This is a genomic window from Actinoplanes auranticolor, from assembly GCF_018332655.1.
Classification (GTDB): Bacteria; Actinomycetota; Actinomycetes; order Mycobacteriales; family Micromonosporaceae; genus Actinoplanes; species Actinoplanes auranticolor.
Genome location: NZ_BOQL01000066.1, coordinates 159,428 through 177,787, shown reverse-complemented (window position 1 = coordinate 177,787; position 18,360 = coordinate 159,428). Strand labels below are relative to the sequence as shown.

Below are 18,360 nucleotides of genomic sequence, written 5' to 3'. Positions count from 1 at the left end.
CTTCACCCTGCCGACGCCGGTGCGGCGGCACAGTCTCCCGGACGGGAGTCTTCCCGGTAGCGCTGGCACTACGGTCTACGGTGTGCCGCGTGAACGTGTGGCAGGCATTGGGCAGCCGGCGATTCCTGCTGTCCGGGTGGCCGTGGCGCGCCGCGGGCTATCTGCTCGGCGCCGCCCTGGCCGGTGCCCTCACGCTGCTCGCCGGGCTGCTGTTGCTGACCGCCGGTGTGCTGGTCGTCCTCGGCCCCGCCGCTTTCGCTCTGCTGGGCCTGCCGGTCGCGCGGGCCGAACGGCGGGTGCGGCGGCTGCTCGACGACCGGCCGGTGCCGGACGCCCACCGCCCACCGTCCCGGCCGGGGCTGCGGGCCTGGCTGACCGTCCGCTACACCGAGCCGGTCACCTGGCGCGAGCTCGGCCACGCGCTGCTGCTCGCGCTGCTGTGGCCGTTCGACGTGCTGGCCGTGGTGCTGGCCGTCGCGGTGCCACTCGCGCTGCTCGCCACCCCGGTCCTGCTGGGCGTGGACGGCGGCCAGGTCAACGTGCTGAAGGCCTGGCCGGTGACCTCGTGGCCGCCGGCGGTGGCCGTCGCCGTCCTCGCCGTGCCGGTGTTCGCCCTGGCCGCGTACGGGATGACGGTCTATGCCGGGGCCCGCGCCGCGCTGGCCCGGACCCTGCTCACCGGGCCCGACGCGCGGATCACCGAGCTGACCCGCTCGCGGGTCCGGCTGGTCGACGCCTTCGAGGCGGAACGCGCGCGCATCGAGCGGGACCTGCACGACGGCGCCCAGCAACGGCTCGTCGCGCTGACCATGATGCTGGGACTGGCCCGCCTCGACGCGCCCGCCGGCCCGCTCACCACCCGCCTGGCCCGGGCCCAGGACGAGGCCGAGCGGGCGCTGACCGAGCTGCGTCAGCTGATCCGCGGCATCCACCCGCCGCTGCTGACCGATTTCGGCCTGCCCGCCGCGGTGGCCGAGCTGGCCGACCGCTCGGTGATCCCGGTCGCCGTCGACCTGGACCTGCCGGGGCGCTTTCCGGCACCGATCGAGTCGACCGCCTGGTTCGTCGTCTGCGAGGCGATGGCCAACGTGGCCCGGCACAGCGGCGCCGGGCGGGCCACGATCGCCGGTGGCTACGCGGCCGGCACGCTGACCGTCCGGGTCCGCGACGACGGCCGCGGTGGCGCCGGCCCGGACGGCGGCACCGGGCTGGTACGGCTGGGCGACCGGGTGTCGGTGGTCGATGGGAGACTGACCCTGTCCAGCCCGCCCGGCGGCCCGACCGTCCTGACCGTGGAGCTCCCGTGCCGGCCCCTGCCACCCTGCGCGTAGTCCTCGCGGAGGACAGCGTCCTGCTCCGCGAGGGACTGGCCGGGCTGCTGGCCCGTTTCGGTCACGAGGTCGTCGCCGCGGTCGGCGACGCGGCCGAGCTGGGGGAGACGGTCGCGACCGGCCGGCCCGACATCGTGGTGACCGACGTCCGGATGCCGCCCGGCTTCACCGACGAGGGACTGCGCGCCGCGGTCGAGCTGCGCCGCCGGCACCCCGCGCTGCCCATCCTGGTGCTGAGCCAGTACGTGGAGACGACCTACGCCACCCACCTGCTCGACGCCGGCGACGGCACCGGCGTGGGCTACCTGCTCAAGGACCGGATCGGCCGGGTCGAGGAGTTCATCGAGGCCCTGCACCGGGTGGCCGGGGGCGGCACGGTCGTCGACCCCGAGGTCGTGCGGCAGCTGCTGCGCCGCCGGCGGGACCCGCTGGGTGCGCTCACGCCCCGCGAGCGGGAGGTGCTGGCGCTGATCGCGGAAGGCCGGTCGAACGCGGCGATCGCGGCGCGGCTGGTCGTCACCGAGGCCGCCGTGGCTAAACACATCCGGGCCATTCTGCAGAAGCTCGACCTGCCCCAGGCGGACCAGGACCACCGCCGCGTGCTGGCCGTCCTGGCCTACCTGCGCGGCTGACCCTCGACCCCGGCGCACGGTCGCCGACCTCCGCTGCGCCTACCGGTCGCTGGACCCGGCCACCGAGCCGATCACGCTGCTGGAGCTGCTCACCGCGATGGCCGGCCGGCTTCCGACGTGGTGAGACCTACGTATGTCGATTGTTCACCCAGAATTTCGCAACGTTCTCATGTTCCGTCCCCGTCCTCTTGATCGAGGGGGGCAATCATGATCCGACCAGAACGGCGCACCGCGTTCGCTCGCCGTGACGCGGTGCGGGAACGCGCGGCCGAGACGCCGCACGCGACCGGTGACGCCCGGGCCCGGTGGCTCGCGGCGACCGTGACACGGGTGCGGCCGGACCGCGTCCTGAACCGGGAGCAGGTGCTGTGAGCAAGCGTGCGAGCCGTGAAGAGCGAGCGGACGGCGAGCGGACCGGTCGTGCCCCGACCCAGCCTCCTGCGCCGGCGAAGAAGGGCGGCTCCCGGCGGTCGCCCCGCTGGGCGCTGTGGTGCGTGGTGGTCGGCGCGCTGCTGATGGTGGGCAGCGGAGCCGCCGTCGCGGGCACCCGGGTGCTGCTCGGCACGGCCACCGAGACGGTCACCCAGCAGAACCTGCTCGGCGAGACGCGGGTGGAGACCAAGCGGGTCAGCGTCAAGGGCGCCAAGACGATCCTGCTGGTCGGCCTGGACACCCGGCCCGGCCAGGACCCGGAGAAGCTGACCCGGTCGGACTCGATCATCCTGCTGCACATCCCGGCCGACCACCGGCGGGCGTACCTGGTCTCCCTGCCCCGCGACAGCTACGTGCGGATCCCCGAGTTCGACAACGGCGCCCAGCGCTACGCCGGCGGCCGCAACAAGATCAACGCCGCTTTCGCGTACGGCAGCCGCGGCCTGACCGGCCAGAAGGCCCTCACCGGCGGCTTCACCCTGCTGGCCAAGACGGTGAAGAGCCTGACCGGCATCACCCCCGACGCCGGCGCGATCATCGACTTCCAGGGCTTCCGCAAGGTGGTCGACGTCCTCGGCAAGGTCTGCATGTACGTGGACACCACGACCACGTCCATCCACTACGGACACGACAACAAGACCGGCAAGCTCACCGGCCCGTACCGGATCAACCCGGACGGCACCCTGCGCGGCAAGATCCCCGGCGTGACCCCGAACATCTACCGCAAGGGCAACCGCTGCTTCACCCCCTCGGAGGCCCTGGACTTCGTCCGCCAGCGCGACCTGCTGGAGGACGACAGCTACGACTACGGCCGCCAGCGCCACCAGCAGCAGTTCCTCAAGGCCCTGATCAAGAACATCATGGACAGCGGCCTGGACTCCCCGACCAAGCTCCCGGGCCTGCTGAAGGCGGTCGGCAAGACGATGACGGTCGACGACGGCGGCGTCCCGCTGCAGGACTGGGTGTTCGCCCTGCGCGGCATCCGCCCGGAGGACCTGGTCACCATCAAGACGAACAACGGCAAGTTCAACAGCGAGAACGTCCCGGGCGTCGGCAGCGCCGAAATCCTCAGCGACACCAGCATGGACCTGCTCAAATCGGTGAAGACCGACACCGTCGACGAGTTCGTCCTGGCCAACCCGGGCTGGGTGACCCGCAGCTGAGCAGCGGGCAGTTCGTCGCGGCCCTCCAGCTCTTCATCCGCCTTCTGCCGCACGAACTGACGTCGGTCAAGGCTTCGTGCAGGCCTTGTCGACCTTCTGGCCGGCCGCGTCGAACGAGGGACTCAGCGCCGCCTGCACCGGGTCGGCGGCGCCGGCCGCCTTCGAAGCCTCGGCCGAGAGGCCTTTCAGCGCGTCGCGCAGCTCGCCGTCGCCGGAAGCGGCGAGATCGCTCAGCGCGGCGGCCAGGCCCGTCATCACCCTCTTGCCTTCCGCCGGTGGCACCTTCCCGCCGGGCGAGACCACCCGTTTGAGCTCCTCGTTCAACGCCGCCTTGGCCGCAGCCACCTTCTCGCACAGCGCCGCACCCTCTCCCTGCGCCGCGGCCGGAGCCGACGTCGGCGGCCCGTCGGCGGAAGCGGAGCTGGGCGCCACGGACACGGTGGACGCTGCGGGCGCTGCCGTGCCGGTCCGAGGGGGCTCATCGGAGGAGCACCCGCCGAGGAGCGCAACGGCAACGGCACCAGAGGCGCAGGAGATCGTCAGTCGGTTCACAGTGCCCGACCCTACTGATGTTTGTCGATATCTGCTGGTGTCAGAGTCATGACGGTCAATGGACGGTTCCGGCTCGCCGCGGGAACCTGGCAGATCGGGCGAGCCCGGATCCGCGCCGAGAACTGGACCTGCTTCGGCGCCGGCACGGCACTCTTCTGCTACCTGGACCGGGACATGCCGCCACTGCGGCATGTCGATCGGCTTCGCCGACCCGACATTCAAACTTCCCCGGGTGCGCCGCGCCCCTTTGCCGGACACCGTGACATTTCTGGACTGACTACCCGTCCGCTCCGCCACCGGAGCTGACGAGGGTGATGCGCCAGTCGTTGCTGCGCATCAGGGATCCGCTGCCCGGCGGGTACTCGAAATCGCAGGGGCCGAGGAGAGTGAAACCGAGGCGATGACAGAGTGCGTTGGAGGGAGCGTTCCCGACCGAGGGGAACGCGTGCAGTGTCTGGGGTGCGCCGGAACGGCGGGCAACCTCACGGACGATGGTGATCAGAGCATTACCCGCTACAGCCGCGATGCCTCGGCCCTGGTAGGGCGGTAGGACGTTCCAGCCGGTCTCGTAGATCTGCTCGCCCTGCCAGTCACGCCGGTGGTAGGCGATGCTGCCGACCATCTCGTTGTCCAGCAGTACGGCGAACATGCAGCCGCGGCCGGTCGTCGGCAGGGCGAGGTATCGGCGGTGCCGGGCAAGCAGGTGGCTCTCCGGCTCGGGACCGCCGACGTGTTGACGCATCTGCGAGGTGTTGATCCGGCGCAGGAGGTCGAGCGCGGATTCCGACCAGGGCTCGAGGCGAACGTCCATGCCGGGCAGCCTGGCAGGCTGCGGAGTCATCAGGCACCTCATTTGACCGGGCGCGGCGCCGGCCCGCCTGGGTGCCGCATTCACGCGCCGGTTCCGGTGAGGGCGGCGGTGGCCTGCCACAGCCTCCGGGCGACGGCCGGGTCCTGTCCGGCGCGGCTGGACGTGCGGATGACCGGATATCCCGTGAAGCTGAAGAGACCGTCCGGGCCGACGTAGGAGTTGCCGGGGACGTCCTGGGTGGCCGCGTACAGCAGGGGCAGTGCCCCGTGCTCGGCGTCCTGGACCAGGAACGGCAACCGGTTGACGATGTTCATTTTCGAGTGGTTGACCAGTCCGGTCCGGGCGACGCCGGGGTGGGCGACGATGGAGCGCACGTGGCTGCCCGCGGCGGTCAAGCGGCGCTGCAATTCCAGCGAGAACAGCACGACGGCGAGCTTGGACGACTCGTAGACGGCCAGCCCGTTGTACTTGCGGGTGCGCCAGTCGAGATCGTCGAGGTCCAGCTTGCCGAAGCGGTGCAGCTGGCTGGATACCGTCACGACGCGGTCGGTCAGCCGGGGCAGCAGCAGATTGGTGAGCAGGAAGGGGCCGAAGTAGTTCGTCGCGGTCTGCACGTCCAGGCCCTGCGGGGTACGCGCCGCCGGGATGTCCATCACCCCGGCGTTGTTGATCAGGACATCGATGGCGCCGGTGTACGACTGCGCGAACGCGCGTACCGAATCGAGGTCGGCGACGTCGAGGTGCCGAACCTCGAAGTCACCCCGCAGGCCGGCCACGGCCCGGCGGGCCTTGTCGACGTTGCGCACGGCCAGCACCACGCGGGCGCCGGCCCGAGCCAGTTCGCGGGTGGTCACCAGCCCGATTCCGCCGCCGGCGCCGGTGATCAGCACGGTGGTGCCGGTCATGGCCGGCAACTGGTCCGCGGTCCATCTGGTCATGGGAAGCTCCTTTGACGGGGAGGTGCTCGGTCTGTCGTCATCCAGTAGAAGGGCCGCCGTGCCGGTGGATGAAGGACCTGCTCAGCCACTGAACGGCAGGGCGTGGCTAACGGTCACCGGCTGCCGGACGATGAGATCGAGGCACAGGACGTTCAAGGTGGGAGCCCGATGGTGGACACGACGCTGGACCGGGACGGCCTGGCCGCTTTCCTGCGGGGCCGGCGGGAGTCACTGCAGCCCGAGGACGTCGGGCTGCGTCGCGGTGCCCGGCGGCGCACGACCGGGCTGCGCCGCGAGGAGGTCGCCGAGCTGTGCGACATGTCGGCCGACTATCTGGCCCGGCTGGAACGCGGCAGTGGCTCTCAGCCGTCCCAGCAGATGGCCGCTGCCATCGCCCGGGGTCTGCGCCTGACCCCGGACGAACGGGACCACCTGTTCCTGCTCTGCGGCCACCGGCGGCAGCCACGACAGCTCCGCGATGCGCACATCAGTCCCGGGCTGCTGCGCGTCATGGACCGGCTCCAGGACACCCCGGCCGAGATCGTCGGTCCGATCGGCGAGACTCTGCAGCAGACGCCACCCGCCGTGGCTCTGCTCGGCGACGAGACGCGGTACACCGGCCCGGCTCGCAGCGCCCTCTACCGGTGGTTCACCGACCCCGCCGCCCGCGACCGGTACCTGCCCGACGACCATGACCTGCACAGCCGCGTCTACGTCGCCATCCTGCGCGCCGGAGCGACCGCGCAGGGGCCCGGATCGCCGGCCGCGCTGCTCCTGGCTGACCTGCAACAGCGGAGCAAGGAGTTCGCCGAGCTGTGGAACCGTCAGGAGGTCGGACTGCGGTGGAGCAGCGCCAAACGCTTCGTCCACCCGGAGGTCGGCCGCATCGACCTGTACTGCCAGACCCTGCTCGACCCCGATCAGGGGCAGTCCCTACTCATCTTCACCGCCACACCCGGCACCGAGAGCTACGACAAGCTCGCCCTGCTCGCCGTCCTCGGCGCCGACACTTTCACCCGCCCCTGACGCTGCTGCGATCTCGCGTAGCGCGTCGAGGACCGCGCGTACCGCAGCCCGGTGCAGGGTCTCCGGGCGGGTGAGAACGTCGATGTGGCGTCCGACCGGCAGGTCGGCCAGCGGCCGCAGTACCACACCGGGATCGGGCCGGCTGGTGTACCCGGGCAGCAGCCCGAGCCCGCCGCCCGCTGCCACGATCGCGGCCACGACGGTGAACTCGTTGACCCGGTGGACGATGTCGACGGGCCGGCCGGCGGCGGCCGCGATCGCCGTGAGGACGCCTTCCAGGGGGAATCCCTCGTGGACGCAGATCCACGGCTCGACGGCGACGTCGTCGGTGGTGAGTGATGACTTCGAGGCCAGCCGGTGGCCCGCGGGCATCGCGACGTACAGCGGTTCGTGGATGAGGGGCACGGTCGTGAGCCGGTCCGCCGGCCAGGGTGGGCTGTGGGCCAGCCGGTGCGCCAGCACCAGGTCGTGGTCGGCGATCAGGGCCGGGAAGCCGGCCTGGGGCACGTCCTGGTCCGAGCACCGCACCGGCGGCAGGCCGTCCCGGCTGAGCAGCGGGCCGAAGTAGGTCACCCCGGCGCTGTGGAAAGCGGCCACCGTGACCGGCGTGGCCGGGTCGTCGAGGTAGGCGTCCACGGCCCGCCCGGCCCGGTCGAGCGCGGTGGAGACCTCGACCGCCGCGGCGGCGAGGGCTCGGCCGGCCTCGGTGAGCACGAGACGGCGGCCGCGGCGCTCGGTCAGCGGTACCCGCGCCGAGCGTTGCAGCGAGCGCAGTTGCTGGGAGACCGCCGAGGGCGTGATGTGCATCGCCCGGGCGACGGCGGCGAGGCTGCCGCGGTCGCCGAGTTCCCTCAGCAGACGCAGGTGGTGCAGATCCATTAGGTCTCACTACACCATCGGTTGAGAGGTACGGGCCTTGTCTTCACGATAGACCGGCTCCAGGCTGCCACCATGTCGATACGCCGCAGCGATCTGTTGTTGCTGGCCGTGGCGGTGGTCTGGGGCAGCAGTTATCTGGTCGCCCAGACCCTCGTCCTGGTCGGTGGGGTGCTGGCCGTGCTGGCGCTGCGCTTCCTCGTCTCGGCGATCGCGCTGGCGCCGGTCGTGGCCGTGCGACGGCTGACCCGCCCGGAGGTGCGGGTCGGGGCGCTGCTCGGCCTGACCCAGGCGTCGGTGCTGGTCCTGGAGACTTACGGGGTGGCGCTGACCAGCGCGACCAACGCCGGGGTGCTGATCAGCCTGACGATCCTGCTGACGCCGGCGCTGGAGGGAGCCGTGCGCCGGCGGTGGCTGCCGCGCCGGTTCTTCGTCGCCGCGGCAGTGGCGGTGGCCGGTGTGGTGCTGCTCGTCGCCGGCCCGGGCCTGCGCGCACCGACGGCCGGCGACGCGTTGATGCTCGCCGCGGCCGTCGTCCGCGCAGCCCACGTCACGCTGTCCGGGCGGCTGACCGACGGCCGGCGGTACGACACGGTGACGCTCACCTGGCTGCAGATGATGGTCGGCGCGGTCCTGTTCACGGTGGTTGCGGCACCCGCTCTGCCCGCGGCGGTACGGGCCTTCGGGCCGGGACAGTGGCTCGGCGTGCTGTATCTCGCGCTGGGCTGCAGCGTGTTCGCGTTCCTGGTGCAGCTATGGGCGATCCGCCGTACGTCGGCGGCCCGTGCCAGCCTGCTGCTGGGCACCGAACCGGTGTGGGCGGTGCTGATCGGAGTGGGCATCGCCGGCGAGCACCTCACCGCGGTCGCCGTCGCCGGGATCGCCCTCGTCCTCATCGGCACCTACTACGGCCAGCGCGTCGAAGCCGACCACCGCGCCCTGGTCCCGGCCTGATCCCTCAACGATGACCACCACTACCGCAACCGGCGAGGTACGTCCGCAAGACCCACCACCAAGGCCGGCCTGCCCGACGAAATCCCTGACCGCACCGCAACAAGAAGTCCCAAGCAGAAGAACCCCTCAGCCCACCGTCTCCATCCGAGGAGAATCAATCCGAGGACCCGACTCCCGACGAGAAATCCGCAACCACACCACGAATCCCCAAATCACGAACCCCGCATAGACCGCGTACAGGATCGCCGACGGGTAATAGCCGAAATGCAGAAGCTCAGGAACCCCGACCAGATCCACCGCAATCCAGCAGAGCCAGAAATCCACCCACCCACGAGCCATCGCATAAGTGGCCAGAATCGAACCGACGAAGATCCAGGAGTCGGCCAGGTAGTACCACCAAGGCACCGGGAACCCCGCCCCGATCGCCCGGAAGGCGTAGAAGAACACCACGACCGCGACCAGCGCAACAGGGATGAACAGAGCCCGCTGCCGGTTCGTCGCCCACTTCGGCACGACCGCGGCCCCGCCCGGTGAGTGCCGGTTCTGCCGCCAGAGCCACCAGCCGTAGACGCTGGTGATGATGAAGAAGACCTGCCGGGACGCCTGGCCGTACAGCGGGGTGCCCTGGTCGTTGCCGAGCGCCTGGCCCAGGAACACGGTGAACAGCAGCACGTTGCCGACGATGCCGACCGGCCAGGCCCACCAGTTGCGGCGCAGGCCGAACAGGGCCGAGCCGAGGCCGAAGGCGTTGCCGACTATCTCGCGCCAGTAGATCGCCTGGGTGTCGGTGACCTGCCACTTGGCGTGGTAGAACGCGGTGAGCAGCTGATCGAGCCAGTGCACGGTCGGCACCTCCGGAGACAGAGGTGCACGCCGGGGAGACCGCGCACGCGGGTGGGGCCGTACCGTCCGCGCGCCGCCTCCCATCCGGACTTTCACCGTCGGTCCCGGAATTCCACCGGGTCAACCGGCCGCCGGCTGCGGTCGGGTCGCGGACTGTCACCGCCGGTTCGGAATTACACCGACCCCGGAGCGCACTGAACGTGTCACTTTGCCGCTCATCGTAATCCCATCGACCGCCGTGGAGATGTGACCTGCATCGCGGCCATGGCAGTCCCACCAACACCTTGCGAGATCGGTAAGCCTTAACTTACGGTTAGCCGAGACGAACGCAGCTGAGGTACAGGAAGGCGACCCGGATGAAGTACGTGCTCTTCTACGCCCCGGCCGAGGACGTCATGGAGAAGGCGCCGCTGCACTTCCCGGCCCACCAGAGCCGGATCGGGCAGTTCCACGACCGCGGTGACCTGCTCATGGTCGGCACCTTCGGCGACCCGGTGAACCAGGGGTCGATGGCCATCTTCCCCACCCGCGAGGCGGCCGAGGACTTCGTGGCCGGCGACCCGTTCGTCCTCGAGGGCGTGGTTCGCTCCTACGAGATCCGCGAATGGGACGAAGTGCTGTCCTGAAAAATCGTACTAGCAGAGCGCCCGGCGGGCCGAGACCGCGCCGGGAGTCGTCCGCAGCTGCACGCCGAGCTGACCGGCGACCTCCGGCGCGGTGCCGGCCAGGATGTCCCGTACGGCGTCGATCACGTCGGACGCCGACGCCGCGTTCGGATCCAGGGCCAGGCCGGCGCCGCCGCGCTCGATGGCCGCGGCGCCCGCGAACTGGTCGGTCGAGAACGGCAGGACCAGCATCGGCACGCCGAAGGTCAGGGCCTCGGTGACGCTGTTGTTGCCGCCGTGGGTGACCGCCAGCGCGGCCCGGGCCAGCAACGCCGTCTGCGGCAGGAAGTCGCGGACCAGCCAGTCCCGGCCCGGCTCCGGCAGGTCCCGGGCCGAACCGGTCGCCACCGCCACCCGTACGTCGAGGGAGCGCAGCGCCGTCAGCACCGTGGCCAGCACGTCGCCGCGGGCGGACAGGAAGCTGCCGAAGCTGACGTAGACCACCGGCCGGTCGTCCGCGTCGAGCCAGGCCCGGATGTCGTCGGGCACCGTCTCGGTCCGCACCGCCGAGCCGAGGAAGACGTGCGGCGGCAGCAGCGTGGTACGGGCCCGGTCGTGCAGCGCCTCCGGGTAGTTGAACAGCAGCCGGTGGCCGTGCTCGGCGAGCGCGTCGGACACCAGCGGTGCCGTGCGGGACAGGCTGCGCAGGGCCACGTTCCACTCGGCGGTGAACGCGGAACGTACGTCGCGGCAGGCCTTGTGCAGTTCGGCCAGTTCGGCGGGCGCCGGGGTGAACGCGGCCGGCCAGTCCGTCGGGAAGCCGTAGACCTCGCCGCCGACCGGGAGGGCCGACGGGTGCCCGAGGACCACGTCCGCGTGCGGCACCTTGTCGGCCGACAGCGCGAGGCGGGCGCTGAAGGCGAGGTGGTCGACGATGACGTGGTCCGGGCGTACCCGGGCGACGGCCTCACGGACGGCGTACGCGCGGCCCACCGGGTCCCAGAGCAGGTCCGCGCGCCGGGCCCGGGCCTGGTAGAGCAGGGTCTCCACCAGGCCGCGCCGGGTCGCGGCGAAGAAGCCGCGCAGTGCCTCGTCCTCGCCGGGCGGTTGCTGCTCGGCTCGGATGACTCTGGGGTTGGAACCGCGGCCCAGCGGCAGGTCGGTCCACTCGAAGCCGGCCGCCCGCACGATCGGCGCGGTCGCGGGGCCGGTCGCGACCACCACCCGCTCGCCGGCGTCGCGCCAGGCGGTCGCGAGGGTGACCAGCGGCAGCAGGTGTGAGGCGTAGTCCGGACTGATCACCAGCAGTGTCACGGCTTGCCGACCTCCTTGGTCACAGCGGTGTAGATCGTGCGCAGGGCGGTGGCCATCGCGCTGACCGTGAAGCCCGCGCGGATCCGCTCCCGGGCCCGGACCACCCGCGCAGCCTGGCCCGGTGCGGCGGCAAGATCAAGCCCGGCCGCCACGGCCGCGGCGAGGTGCTCAGGACTGCTGGTGTCGACGAGCAGCCCGGTGTGCCCGTTCTCGATGTAGGTGGGCGGTCCGCCGGCGTCCGGGCCGACGACCACCAGGCCGGCGGCGAGCGCCTCCAGCAGGGCCAGGCCGAACTCCTCCTTGAGGCTGGCACACACGTACACGCCGCCGGGGCCGATCGCCGGGGAGCCGCCGAGGCGGGCCAGCGTGAGCCAGCGGGCGACCTCGTCGTTGGGGCGGTGCCCGGGCAGCAGCAGGCCGTCCGCGGCGGAGGTGCCGGCGACGACCGCGGCGATCAGGTCGAGCTGCTCGCGTTCGTCCGGCGACGGCTCGCCCAGGTCACCGCCGACCAGCACCAGGTTGCTGCGCTGCCACAGCTCGGGGCGGCCGGCCCAGGCCCGTACCAGGGTCGCCATGCCCTTGACCCGGTGCAGCCGGCCGACGCTGAGCACCAGCGGCAGGCCCTGCCGGTGCGGCGGCAGGGCCGAGACCAGCGCGGTGAGCTCGGTGGGCTCGGCCGCCGTCTCGGCGGCCTCGATGACGGCGAGGTCGATGCCCTCGGGCACGACCGTGTAGCGGTCCGGCTCGGCGCCGACGTCGATGCCGATCAGGCGCCGCAGGTCGTCGCGGACCTGCGGCCGGGGGAAGAGCACGACGTGCGCCGCGTCGGCGGTCAGCCGCCGGACCAGCCGGGAACGGAACCAGAAGTGCTCGCGCTCGTCCATCGCGCCGAAGCCCTCGCGGTTCAGGGCGCCGCTGCGGTCGAGCGCGTCGATCGCGCCGTGCGGGTCCGGGGCCAGGGTGAACACGACGGGGATGCCGAGTTCGGTGGCCGCCTCGGCCGCCGCGAGGCTGCCGACGTCGGCCATCCGCAGGTGCAGCAGGTCGACCCGGTGGGCGCGCAGCAGCCGGCGGATGCCGCGGCGGGCCGCGACCCAGGTGGGCCAGGCCGCCGCCGCTCCCACGGCCGGGCTGAGCAGCGGTACGGCCGCGAGCTGGTGGCCGGGTCCGGGTCGCAGGGAGTGGAAGGCAGCCGTCGCCGTGCCCCGGGAGAGGGTCAGCGCGCGGGCGATACCCGGTTCGGTGGCCAGCGCGTCGCCGAGGCGGACCAGCAGCGTGGCGATGCCGCCGTTGTCGCCCGCTCCGGCCCGGCTGAGCTGCCGGTCCAGGTCGGCGTGCAGGAACAGCTGGGCGACGGTCAGGCCGTTGTCCGGTACGCCGCCCGCCCCGGCCGACACGAGTCCCAGGTCGAAGGCCGCGAGCCGGGCCACGGCGCCGAGCTCACCACCGGCCGCGAGCAATTCGCCGACGGTCCGCGCCGCGGCCAGCTCGCCCAGGCGATCACCGAGCGCGGCCGTGGCGGCGACCCGCACCGGCGGTGCCTCGGCCGGGTCCAGCGCGATCTCGCCCACTGCCCGCCCAGCGTGCTCCCCGCCGAGCAGTCCGAGCGTCTCGACCAGCCGGGTACGGGCCGGTGGTTCGCGCTCGCCGGCCAGCGCCACCAGCACCGCGCTCAGGATCGCGACATCACCCGGCCCGCACGTGGCACCCCAGCGGGCAAGGGTCCGCTGGGCCAGCATCCCGCCGAAGCCACCGGCCGCGACGGCCGCGACCAGCGGGTCCAGCGCGTCACCGCGCGGCGGCTGGGTCATCAGCGCCCACGAGGCATGTTCCCGCAGGAAGCCACGGGGGTGGCTGAGCAGCTGGGTCAGGACCGAGCCGGCGTTGTCGTCACCCACCGCGCCCAGCGCGTGCACGGCGGCCACCGCCGTGAGCTCGTCCGGGCCGGCGATCGCCGCCCGGAGCATCTCGACCGTGCCGGGACCACCGGCCGCGGCGGCGGCGCGGACGCCGTCGCCCAGCACTTCCACCAGGCGGGGAGCCTGTCGCACCTGCTGCAGGGCCGAGACCAGAGTCGGGGGCATGTCCGGTCTTCGGTGCCGGGCCCGCCCGCGGATGCACCCGGGGGAGTGGTGAGAGCGGGGTCACCGCACGCCGGTGCAGCTCCCACCGTTGACGGTGCAGGCCGACGGCAGGTTGCCGGAACCGGTGCGGGAGAAGTGGAAACGCAGCGCGACCTGCCCGCGGGCGGGGACCGGCGCGCCGGAGGTCCAGATGTAGCGGTCGCCCGAGCGGCGCAGGGTCGCCTGGGGCGCCGACTCGACCCAGGACGTGATCAGGTCGCCGACGGCCGCCGGGAACCGCAGCTCGACCCGCCAGCCGCTGTCCCGCCCGGACGAGTTGGTGACCAGCACCTCCCCGATGAACGCGTTGTCGTACGAGTCGGCCACCCGGTACCGGCCGGTCACCGGGCCGGGGGAGGGCGCCGGTGCGGTGGTGGTGGCCCGGCCGGAGGTGCGCGCCGGGCGCGGCGACGCGGGGACGGTCGCCGGTCTCATCTGCCGGCCGGGCTGCGTGCCCGGCGCGGCCGAAGCCGGCGCGGACGGCCGGGCCGGTTCGGACGGGGTCTGGATGGGGCCGGGCAGGAACGGCGCGGGCGGCGGCGCTGCCCGCACGTCCGGTGCCGTGGTGAACCTGGTCGCGGCGATGATCAGCAGGGCGATCAGCGCGCACACGCCGAGCAGCGTCGGCAGCCAGGGCAGCAACTGGCGCAGCGCCGGGCCGCCGGGGGCTCGCCCACGCTGCTGGTGTTCTCCCCGGATCTCCCGCATCGAGGGTGAACACTATCGAGATTCCGGCATCCGGCAACCGGTGCGTGACGGGCGTGCGGGCCGGTCGTAAGGTCGTCGCCATGGGCCACGAGGTGTGGGCGGTCGGCGACGCGTACGAGGCGTACGTCGGCCGGTGGAGCCGCCCGGTGGCCCGCGAGTTCGTCGGCTGGCTCGCCGTGGACGCCGGCCGGACCTGGCTGGACGTGGGCTGCGGGCCGGGTGCCCTCACCGCCGCCGCGCTGGGCACCGCACCGGCCCGGGTCACCGGGGTCGACCGCTCGCCGGGCTTCCTGGCCGATGCCCGTTTCCGGGCGGGCGGCCCGCGGACCGGGTTCGCCGCCGGTGACGCCCGCGCGCTGCCGGTGCCGGACGGCCGCTTCGACGTCGTGGTCAGCGGGCTCTGCCTGAACTTCGTGCCCGAGCCGCGGCTCGCCGCCGCCGAGTTCGCCCGGGTCACCGCGAGCGGGGGAATCGCCGCCGCGTACGTCTGGGACTACGGCGACGGCATGGCGATGATGCGGCACTTCTGGGAGGCCGCCGCGGCGCTCGACCCCGGCGCCGTGGCATTCGACGAGGGCCGCCGTTTCCCGCTGTGCGCGCCCGGACCGCTCGCCGAGCTGTGGTCCGGCGCGGGCTTCGCCGCGGTCACGACCAGGGCCATCGAGGTGCCGACGGTCTTCACCGGCTTCGCCGACTTCTGGCAGCCGTTCCTCGGCGGACAGGGCGCCGCCCCCGGTTATGTCGCCTCCCTGACCGAGCAGCAGCGCACCGCCCTGCGCGAGCGCCTGCGCTCCCGGCTGCCGGCCGGGCCCGACGGGTCCATCCGGCTCACCGCCCGGGCCTGGGCCGTGCGGGGCACCCTCCCCTGAGGAACGGTTTCGGCGGCGTTTCCGCCGGGCGGCATCCGATGGTTGCCCCGCCATCGCCCGGCCTCTATGGTCGGTATTCATTCCCGTCATTGCCGATCGGTACCGCCGGGATCATCGTCGAAGCGCTTCGACGAGCCGCGCACGGCCAGGAGACAGACATGCGAAAACAACCCCTTCGGCGCGCTCTCGCCGTGGTCGCGCTCGCGGTGCTCACACTGCCGGCAGTTCCCGCCGCGGCCGCCGCCGAGCCGTCCCACCCGTTCCGGAACCCGCACCTGGCCCTCGACGCCCGGGTGGGTGATCTGCTCGGCCGGCTCACCCTGGACGAGAAGATCGCCATGCTGCACCAGTACCAGCCGGCCGTGCCGCGGCTGGGCATCGAGATGTTCAAGGCCGGCACCGAGGCGCTGCACGGGGTGGCCTGGTCCAACGACATCGACGCCGGGGGAGCGGTGGTGACCGCCCAGGGCACCGCCTTCCCGCAGGCCGTCGGCCTGGCCAGCACCTGGGACCCGGCCCTGCTGCGCCGGGTCGGCGCGGTGGTGGGTGACGAGGCCCGCGGCTACCACGCGCAGAACCCGCGGGTGTTCGGGCTCAACCTGTGGGCGCCGGTGGTGAACCCGCTGCGCGACCCACGCTGGGGCCGCAACGAGGAGGGCTACTCCGAGGACCCGCTGCTGACCGGCGCGATCGCGACCGCGTACGGGCGGGGACTGCAGGGCGACGACCCGGACCACCTGCGGACCGCGCCCACGCTCAAGCACTACGCGGCCTACAACAACGAGACCGGCCGCGACGTGACGTCGGCCAACGTGCCGCAGCGGGTGCTCAACGAGTACGAGCGCCCGGCGTACCGGATCCCGCTGCAGGCGGATGCCGCGACCGGGGTGATGGCCTCCTACAACCTGGTCAACGGCCGTCCGGCCACTGTGGACCCCGATTTCTCGGACCTGATCCGGGGCTGGAGCGACCGGCCCCTGTTCAACGTCAGCGATGCCGGTGCGCCGTACAACCTGACCCGCTCGCAGGCGTACTTCGCCACCCAGCCCGAGGCGAACGCGGCGGTGCTCGAGGCCGGGCTGGACAGCTTCACCGTGGACGACGGCAACGGCGGGCCGACGGTGGCCGCGATCAAGGACGCCCTGGCCCAGGGGCTGCTCAGCGAGGCGGACATCGATGAGGCGGCCGGGCACGCGCTGAGCATCCGGTTCCGGCTCGGCGAGTTCGACCCGGACGGCGGCCCGTACGCGTCGATCACCCCCGCCGTCATCGACAGCCCGGCCCACCGTGCGCTGGCCCGCGAGACCGCCGGCAAGGCCGCGGTGCTGCTCAAGAACTCCCGCGGCGCGCTGCCGCTGCGGCCCGGCGGCAAGGTCGCCGTCGTCGGCCCGCTGGCCGACACCCTCTACACCGACTGGTACGGCGGCAAGCTGCCCTACGAGGTCACCACCCTCGACGGCATCCGCGAGCGCGCCGCCAGCGTGACCACCAGCAACGGTGCCGACCGGATCGCCCTGCGGGACAACGCCACCGGCCGGTACGTCACCGCGACGGGCACTACCGACGCCGACGCGGTCACTGCCACGGGCACCACGGCCGGGCCCGCCGCGCAGTTCGACCTGGTCGACTGGGGCGAGGGTGTCGCCACACTGCGCAGCGTGGCGACCGGCAGGCTGCTCGGCTATAACTGGGGCCCGCTGGTGACCCGCGACGAGCAGCCCGGAGGCTGGTTCGTGCAGCAGCAGTTCCAGCCGCAGCGCCAGGCCGACGGCAGCTACGTGCTGCGCTACACCGGGTACGAGACCCGGGAGAGCTGGTTCGGGCCGAACACCTACGTCACGGTCGGTGCCGACGGCCGGTTGACGCTGGGTTCGGCCACCGCCGAGGGTGCCGCGCACTTCACCCGCGAGGTCGTCCGCAGCGGGGTCGAGGACGCTGTCGCCGCCGTGCGGGACGCCGACGACGCGGTGGTCGTGGTGGGCAGCAACCCGTTCATCAACGGCCGGGAGATCCGCGACCGGACCACGACCGCGCTGAGTTCGAGCCAGCACGCGCTGGTCGCCGCGGTGCTCGAGGCCAACCCCCGCACGACGGTGGTGCTGCAGACCAGCTACCCGGACTCGATCACGTGGGAGCAGGAGCACGTACCGGCGATCCTGTGGACCACCCACGCCGGGGCCGAGACCGGGCACGCCGTCGCCGACGTGCTCTTCGGTGACGTCAACCCGGCCGGCCGGGTCACCCAGACCTGGCCCCGCTCGGACGGCCAGCTCCCCGCCGACCTGCTCGACTACGACATCATCACCTCCGAACAGACCTACCTCTACAGCCGGCAGCGGCCGCTCTACGCGTTCGGGCACGGCCTGTCCTACACGAAGTTCCGCTACTCGCCGCTGCGCACCCGCAGCGCCGGTGGCACCGTGACGGTGCGCGTCGACGTGACGAACACCGGCCCCCGCGCCGGGGACGAGGTCGTGCAGCTCTACAGCCACCAGCGCACCTCGCGGGACAAGCTGCCGGTCAAGCAGCTGCGGGCGTTCCAGCGGGTGAGCCTCGCGCCCGGCGCGACGAAGACCGTGACGCTGCGTTTCGCGCTCGCCGACCTCGCGCACTGGGACGTCACCCGGAGCCGCTGGGTGCAGGAGTCGTCCGTGCACGACCTGCTCGCCGGGTCCTCGTCGGCGGACATCCGGCAGCGCGGCTCGCTGCGGGTGCGGGGCGAGACCATCCCGGCCCGGGACCTGACCCGCAGCACCCGGGCGGAGAGCTTCGACGCGTACGGCGGGGCGCAGCTGGTCGACGAGAGCAAGCCGCGCGGCACCGCGGTGGGCGCCACGAAGGCCGGCGACTGGATCGCGTTCAAGGACTCGCGGCTCGGCCCGGTCTTCACCGCCCGGGTGGCCAAGGCGAGCCCGGGCCCGGGCACCGTCGAGGTCCGGCTCGGTTCGCCGACCGGCCGGTTGCTCGGTACGGCCACTGTGGCGAGCACCGGCGACAAGTACACCTATGCCACGGTCACCGCGCGGCTGGAACGGATCCGGGGCCGCCACGACGTGTACCTGGTCCTCGGCGACGGGGTCCGGCTGGCCACCTTCCGGGCCGCCGGGTGATCACGGGCACCCCGGCGCGGCGGTGCCGGGGGCCACGTGGTGACGGTCAGTAGGATCGGCAGGCCGACAGCGA

General features: G+C 72.6%; 17 protein-coding genes and 1 riboswitch. Of the genes, 9 read left to right on the top strand and 8 right to left on the bottom strand.

All coding sequences use genetic code 11. The features are described from left to right. Positions 1-89: 89 nt before the first annotated feature. The 4 genes from Aau02nite_RS37475 (at position 90) to Aau02nite_RS37460 (ending at position 3,558) form a co-directional block, all read left to right on the top strand. Positions 90-1,331, top strand: coding sequence for a sensor histidine kinase (locus tag Aau02nite_RS37475; RefSeq protein WP_246595733.1), 1,242 nt, complete (start codon positions 90-92; stop codon positions 1,329-1,331). Further along, positions 1,304-1,963, top strand: coding sequence for a response regulator (locus Aau02nite_RS37470; RefSeq protein ID WP_212993364.1), 660 nt, complete (start codon positions 1,304-1,306; stop codon positions 1,961-1,963). Before Aau02nite_RS37475 ends, Aau02nite_RS37470 begins: the two co-directional genes overlap by 28 nt. A 207-nt stretch (positions 1,964-2,170) precedes the next feature. Further along, positions 2,171-2,335, top strand: coding sequence for a hypothetical protein (locus Aau02nite_RS37465; RefSeq protein ID WP_212993363.1), 165 nt, complete (start codon positions 2,171-2,173; stop codon positions 2,333-2,335). Next, complete coding sequence (locus Aau02nite_RS37460; RefSeq protein ID WP_246595732.1) at positions 2,332-3,558, top strand: LCP family protein; 1,227 nt, start codon at positions 2,332-2,334, stop codon at positions 3,556-3,558. Before Aau02nite_RS37465 ends, Aau02nite_RS37460 begins: the two co-directional genes overlap by 4 nt. A 66-nt stretch (positions 3,559-3,624) precedes the next feature. Here Aau02nite_RS37460 and Aau02nite_RS37455 read toward each other — a convergent pair whose 3' ends face one another. The 3 genes from Aau02nite_RS37455 to Aau02nite_RS37445 form a co-directional block, all read right to left on the bottom strand. Beyond that, entirely contained in the window at positions 3,625-3,990 is a 366-nt protein-coding gene (locus Aau02nite_RS37455; RefSeq protein WP_212993362.1) for a hypothetical protein, read from the bottom strand. A 397-nt stretch (positions 3,991-4,387) separates the two neighbouring features. Continuing rightward, positions 4,388-4,921, bottom strand: coding sequence for a GNAT family N-acetyltransferase (locus tag Aau02nite_RS37450; protein ID WP_212993361.1), 534 nt, complete (start codon positions 4,919-4,921; stop codon positions 4,388-4,390). Positions 4,922-5,001: 80 nt separating this feature from the next. Then, positions 5,002-5,859: an SDR family NAD(P)-dependent oxidoreductase gene (locus Aau02nite_RS37445; protein WP_246595731.1), complete on the bottom strand. Its 858-nt coding sequence runs from the start codon at positions 5,857-5,859 to the stop codon at positions 5,002-5,004. A gap of 168 nt (positions 5,860-6,027) precedes the next feature. On the opposite strand from Aau02nite_RS37445, the gene Aau02nite_RS37440 reads away from it, so the two are divergent. Next, positions 6,028-6,885 (top strand): helix-turn-helix transcriptional regulator, encoded by an 858-nt coding sequence (locus Aau02nite_RS37440; RefSeq protein ID WP_212993360.1) that lies wholly within the window; start codon positions 6,028-6,030, stop codon positions 6,883-6,885. Here the strand turns inward: Aau02nite_RS37440 and Aau02nite_RS37435 are convergent. Then, entirely contained in the window at positions 6,793-7,764 is a 972-nt protein-coding gene (locus tag Aau02nite_RS37435; protein WP_212993359.1) for a LysR family transcriptional regulator, read from the bottom strand. The genes Aau02nite_RS37440 and Aau02nite_RS37435 overlap by 93 nt on opposite strands. A gap of 72 nt (positions 7,765-7,836) precedes the next feature. Here Aau02nite_RS37435 and Aau02nite_RS37430 point away from each other — a divergent pair, with 72 nt between their 5' ends. After that, positions 7,837-8,715 (top strand): DMT family transporter, encoded by an 879-nt coding sequence (locus tag Aau02nite_RS37430; protein ID WP_212993358.1) that lies wholly within the window; start codon positions 7,837-7,839, stop codon positions 8,713-8,715. A 126-nt stretch (positions 8,716-8,841) separates the two neighbouring features. Here the strand turns inward: Aau02nite_RS37430 and Aau02nite_RS37425 are convergent, their stop codons facing one another. Beyond that, positions 8,842-9,558 (bottom strand): nicotinamide mononucleotide transporter family protein, encoded by a 717-nt coding sequence (locus Aau02nite_RS37425; RefSeq protein WP_212993357.1) that lies wholly within the window; start codon positions 9,556-9,558, stop codon positions 8,842-8,844. Positions 9,559-9,626: 68 nt separating this feature from the next. Continuing rightward, positions 9,627-9,755, bottom strand: a riboswitch (FMN riboswitch). Positions 9,756-9,914: 159 nt separating this feature from the next. Here Aau02nite_RS37425 and Aau02nite_RS37420 point away from each other — a divergent pair. Then, positions 9,915-10,184: a YciI family protein gene (locus Aau02nite_RS37420; protein ID WP_212993356.1), complete on the top strand. Its 270-nt coding sequence runs from the start codon at positions 9,915-9,917 to the stop codon at positions 10,182-10,184. A 9-nt stretch (positions 10,185-10,193) separates the two neighbouring features. Here Aau02nite_RS37420 and Aau02nite_RS37415 read toward each other — a convergent pair whose 3' ends face one another. Genes Aau02nite_RS37415 through Aau02nite_RS37405 form a run of 3 tightly spaced genes read right to left on the bottom strand, consistent with a single transcriptional unit; the run spans position 10,194 to position 14,308 of the window. Next, entirely contained in the window at positions 10,194-11,477 is a 1,284-nt protein-coding gene (locus Aau02nite_RS37415; RefSeq protein ID WP_212993355.1) for a glycosyltransferase, read from the bottom strand. After that, the gene (locus Aau02nite_RS37410) at positions 11,474-13,561 is read right to left on the bottom strand and encodes a glycosyltransferase (protein WP_212993354.1); all 2,088 of its coding nucleotides are present in this window, start codon (positions 13,559-13,561) and stop codon (positions 11,474-11,476) included. The genes Aau02nite_RS37415 and Aau02nite_RS37410 overlap by 4 nt, the downstream gene beginning before the upstream one ends. A gap of 60 nt (positions 13,562-13,621) precedes the next feature. Continuing rightward, on the bottom strand, positions 13,622-14,308 hold the full coding sequence (locus Aau02nite_RS37405) for a cellulose binding domain-containing protein (protein ID WP_212993353.1): 687 nt from the start codon (positions 14,306-14,308) through the stop codon (positions 13,622-13,624). Positions 14,309-14,388: 80 nt separating this feature from the next. Here Aau02nite_RS37405 and Aau02nite_RS37400 point away from each other — a divergent pair, with 80 nt between their 5' ends. Together Aau02nite_RS37400 and Aau02nite_RS37395 are read left to right on the top strand one after the other, a co-directional pair. Then, entirely contained in the window at positions 14,389-15,177 is a 789-nt protein-coding gene (locus tag Aau02nite_RS37400) for a class I SAM-dependent methyltransferase (protein WP_212993352.1), read from the top strand. Positions 15,178-15,335: 158 nt separating this feature from the next. Continuing rightward, positions 15,336-18,287 (top strand): glycoside hydrolase family 3 protein, encoded by a 2,952-nt coding sequence (locus Aau02nite_RS37395; protein ID WP_212993351.1) that lies wholly within the window; start codon positions 15,336-15,338, stop codon positions 18,285-18,287. Positions 18,288-18,360: the final 73 nt, after the last annotated feature.

Bases quoted from the DNA above. Each gene is read 5' to 3' on its own strand.
- Aau02nite_RS37465 (WP_212993363.1), top strand. From the start codon at position 2,171: ATGATCCGACCAGAACGGCGCACCGCGTTCGCTCGCCGTGACGCGGTG.
- Aau02nite_RS37450 (WP_212993361.1), bottom strand. From the start codon at position 4,921: ATGGACGTTCGCCTCGAGCCCTGGTCGGAATCCGCGCTCGACCTCCTG.
- Aau02nite_RS37445 (WP_246595731.1), bottom strand. From the start codon at position 5,859: ATGACCAGATGGACCGCGGACCAGTTGCCGGCCATGACCGGCACCACC.
- Aau02nite_RS37440 (WP_212993360.1), top strand. From the start codon at position 6,028: ATGGTGGACACGACGCTGGACCGGGACGGCCTGGCCGCTTTCCTGCGG.
- Aau02nite_RS37435 (WP_212993359.1), bottom strand. From the start codon at position 7,764: ATGGATCTGCACCACCTGCGTCTGCTGAGGGAACTCGGCGACCGCGGC.
- Aau02nite_RS37430 (WP_212993358.1), top strand. From the start codon at position 7,837: ATGTCGATACGCCGCAGCGATCTGTTGTTGCTGGCCGTGGCGGTGGTC.
- Aau02nite_RS37420 (WP_212993356.1), top strand. From the start codon at position 9,915: ATGAAGTACGTGCTCTTCTACGCCCCGGCCGAGGACGTCATGGAGAAG.
- Aau02nite_RS37410 (WP_212993354.1), bottom strand. From the start codon at position 13,561: ATGCCCCCGACTCTGGTCTCGGCCCTGCAGCAGGTGCGACAGGCTCCC.
- Aau02nite_RS37405 (WP_212993353.1), bottom strand. From the start codon at position 14,308: ATGCGGGAGATCCGGGGAGAACACCAGCAGCGTGGGCGAGCCCCCGGC.
- Aau02nite_RS37400 (WP_212993352.1), top strand. From the start codon at position 14,389: ATGGGCCACGAGGTGTGGGCGGTCGGCGACGCGTACGAGGCGTACGTC.
- Aau02nite_RS37395 (WP_212993351.1), top strand. From the start codon at position 15,336: ATGCGAAAACAACCCCTTCGGCGCGCTCTCGCCGTGGTCGCGCTCGCG.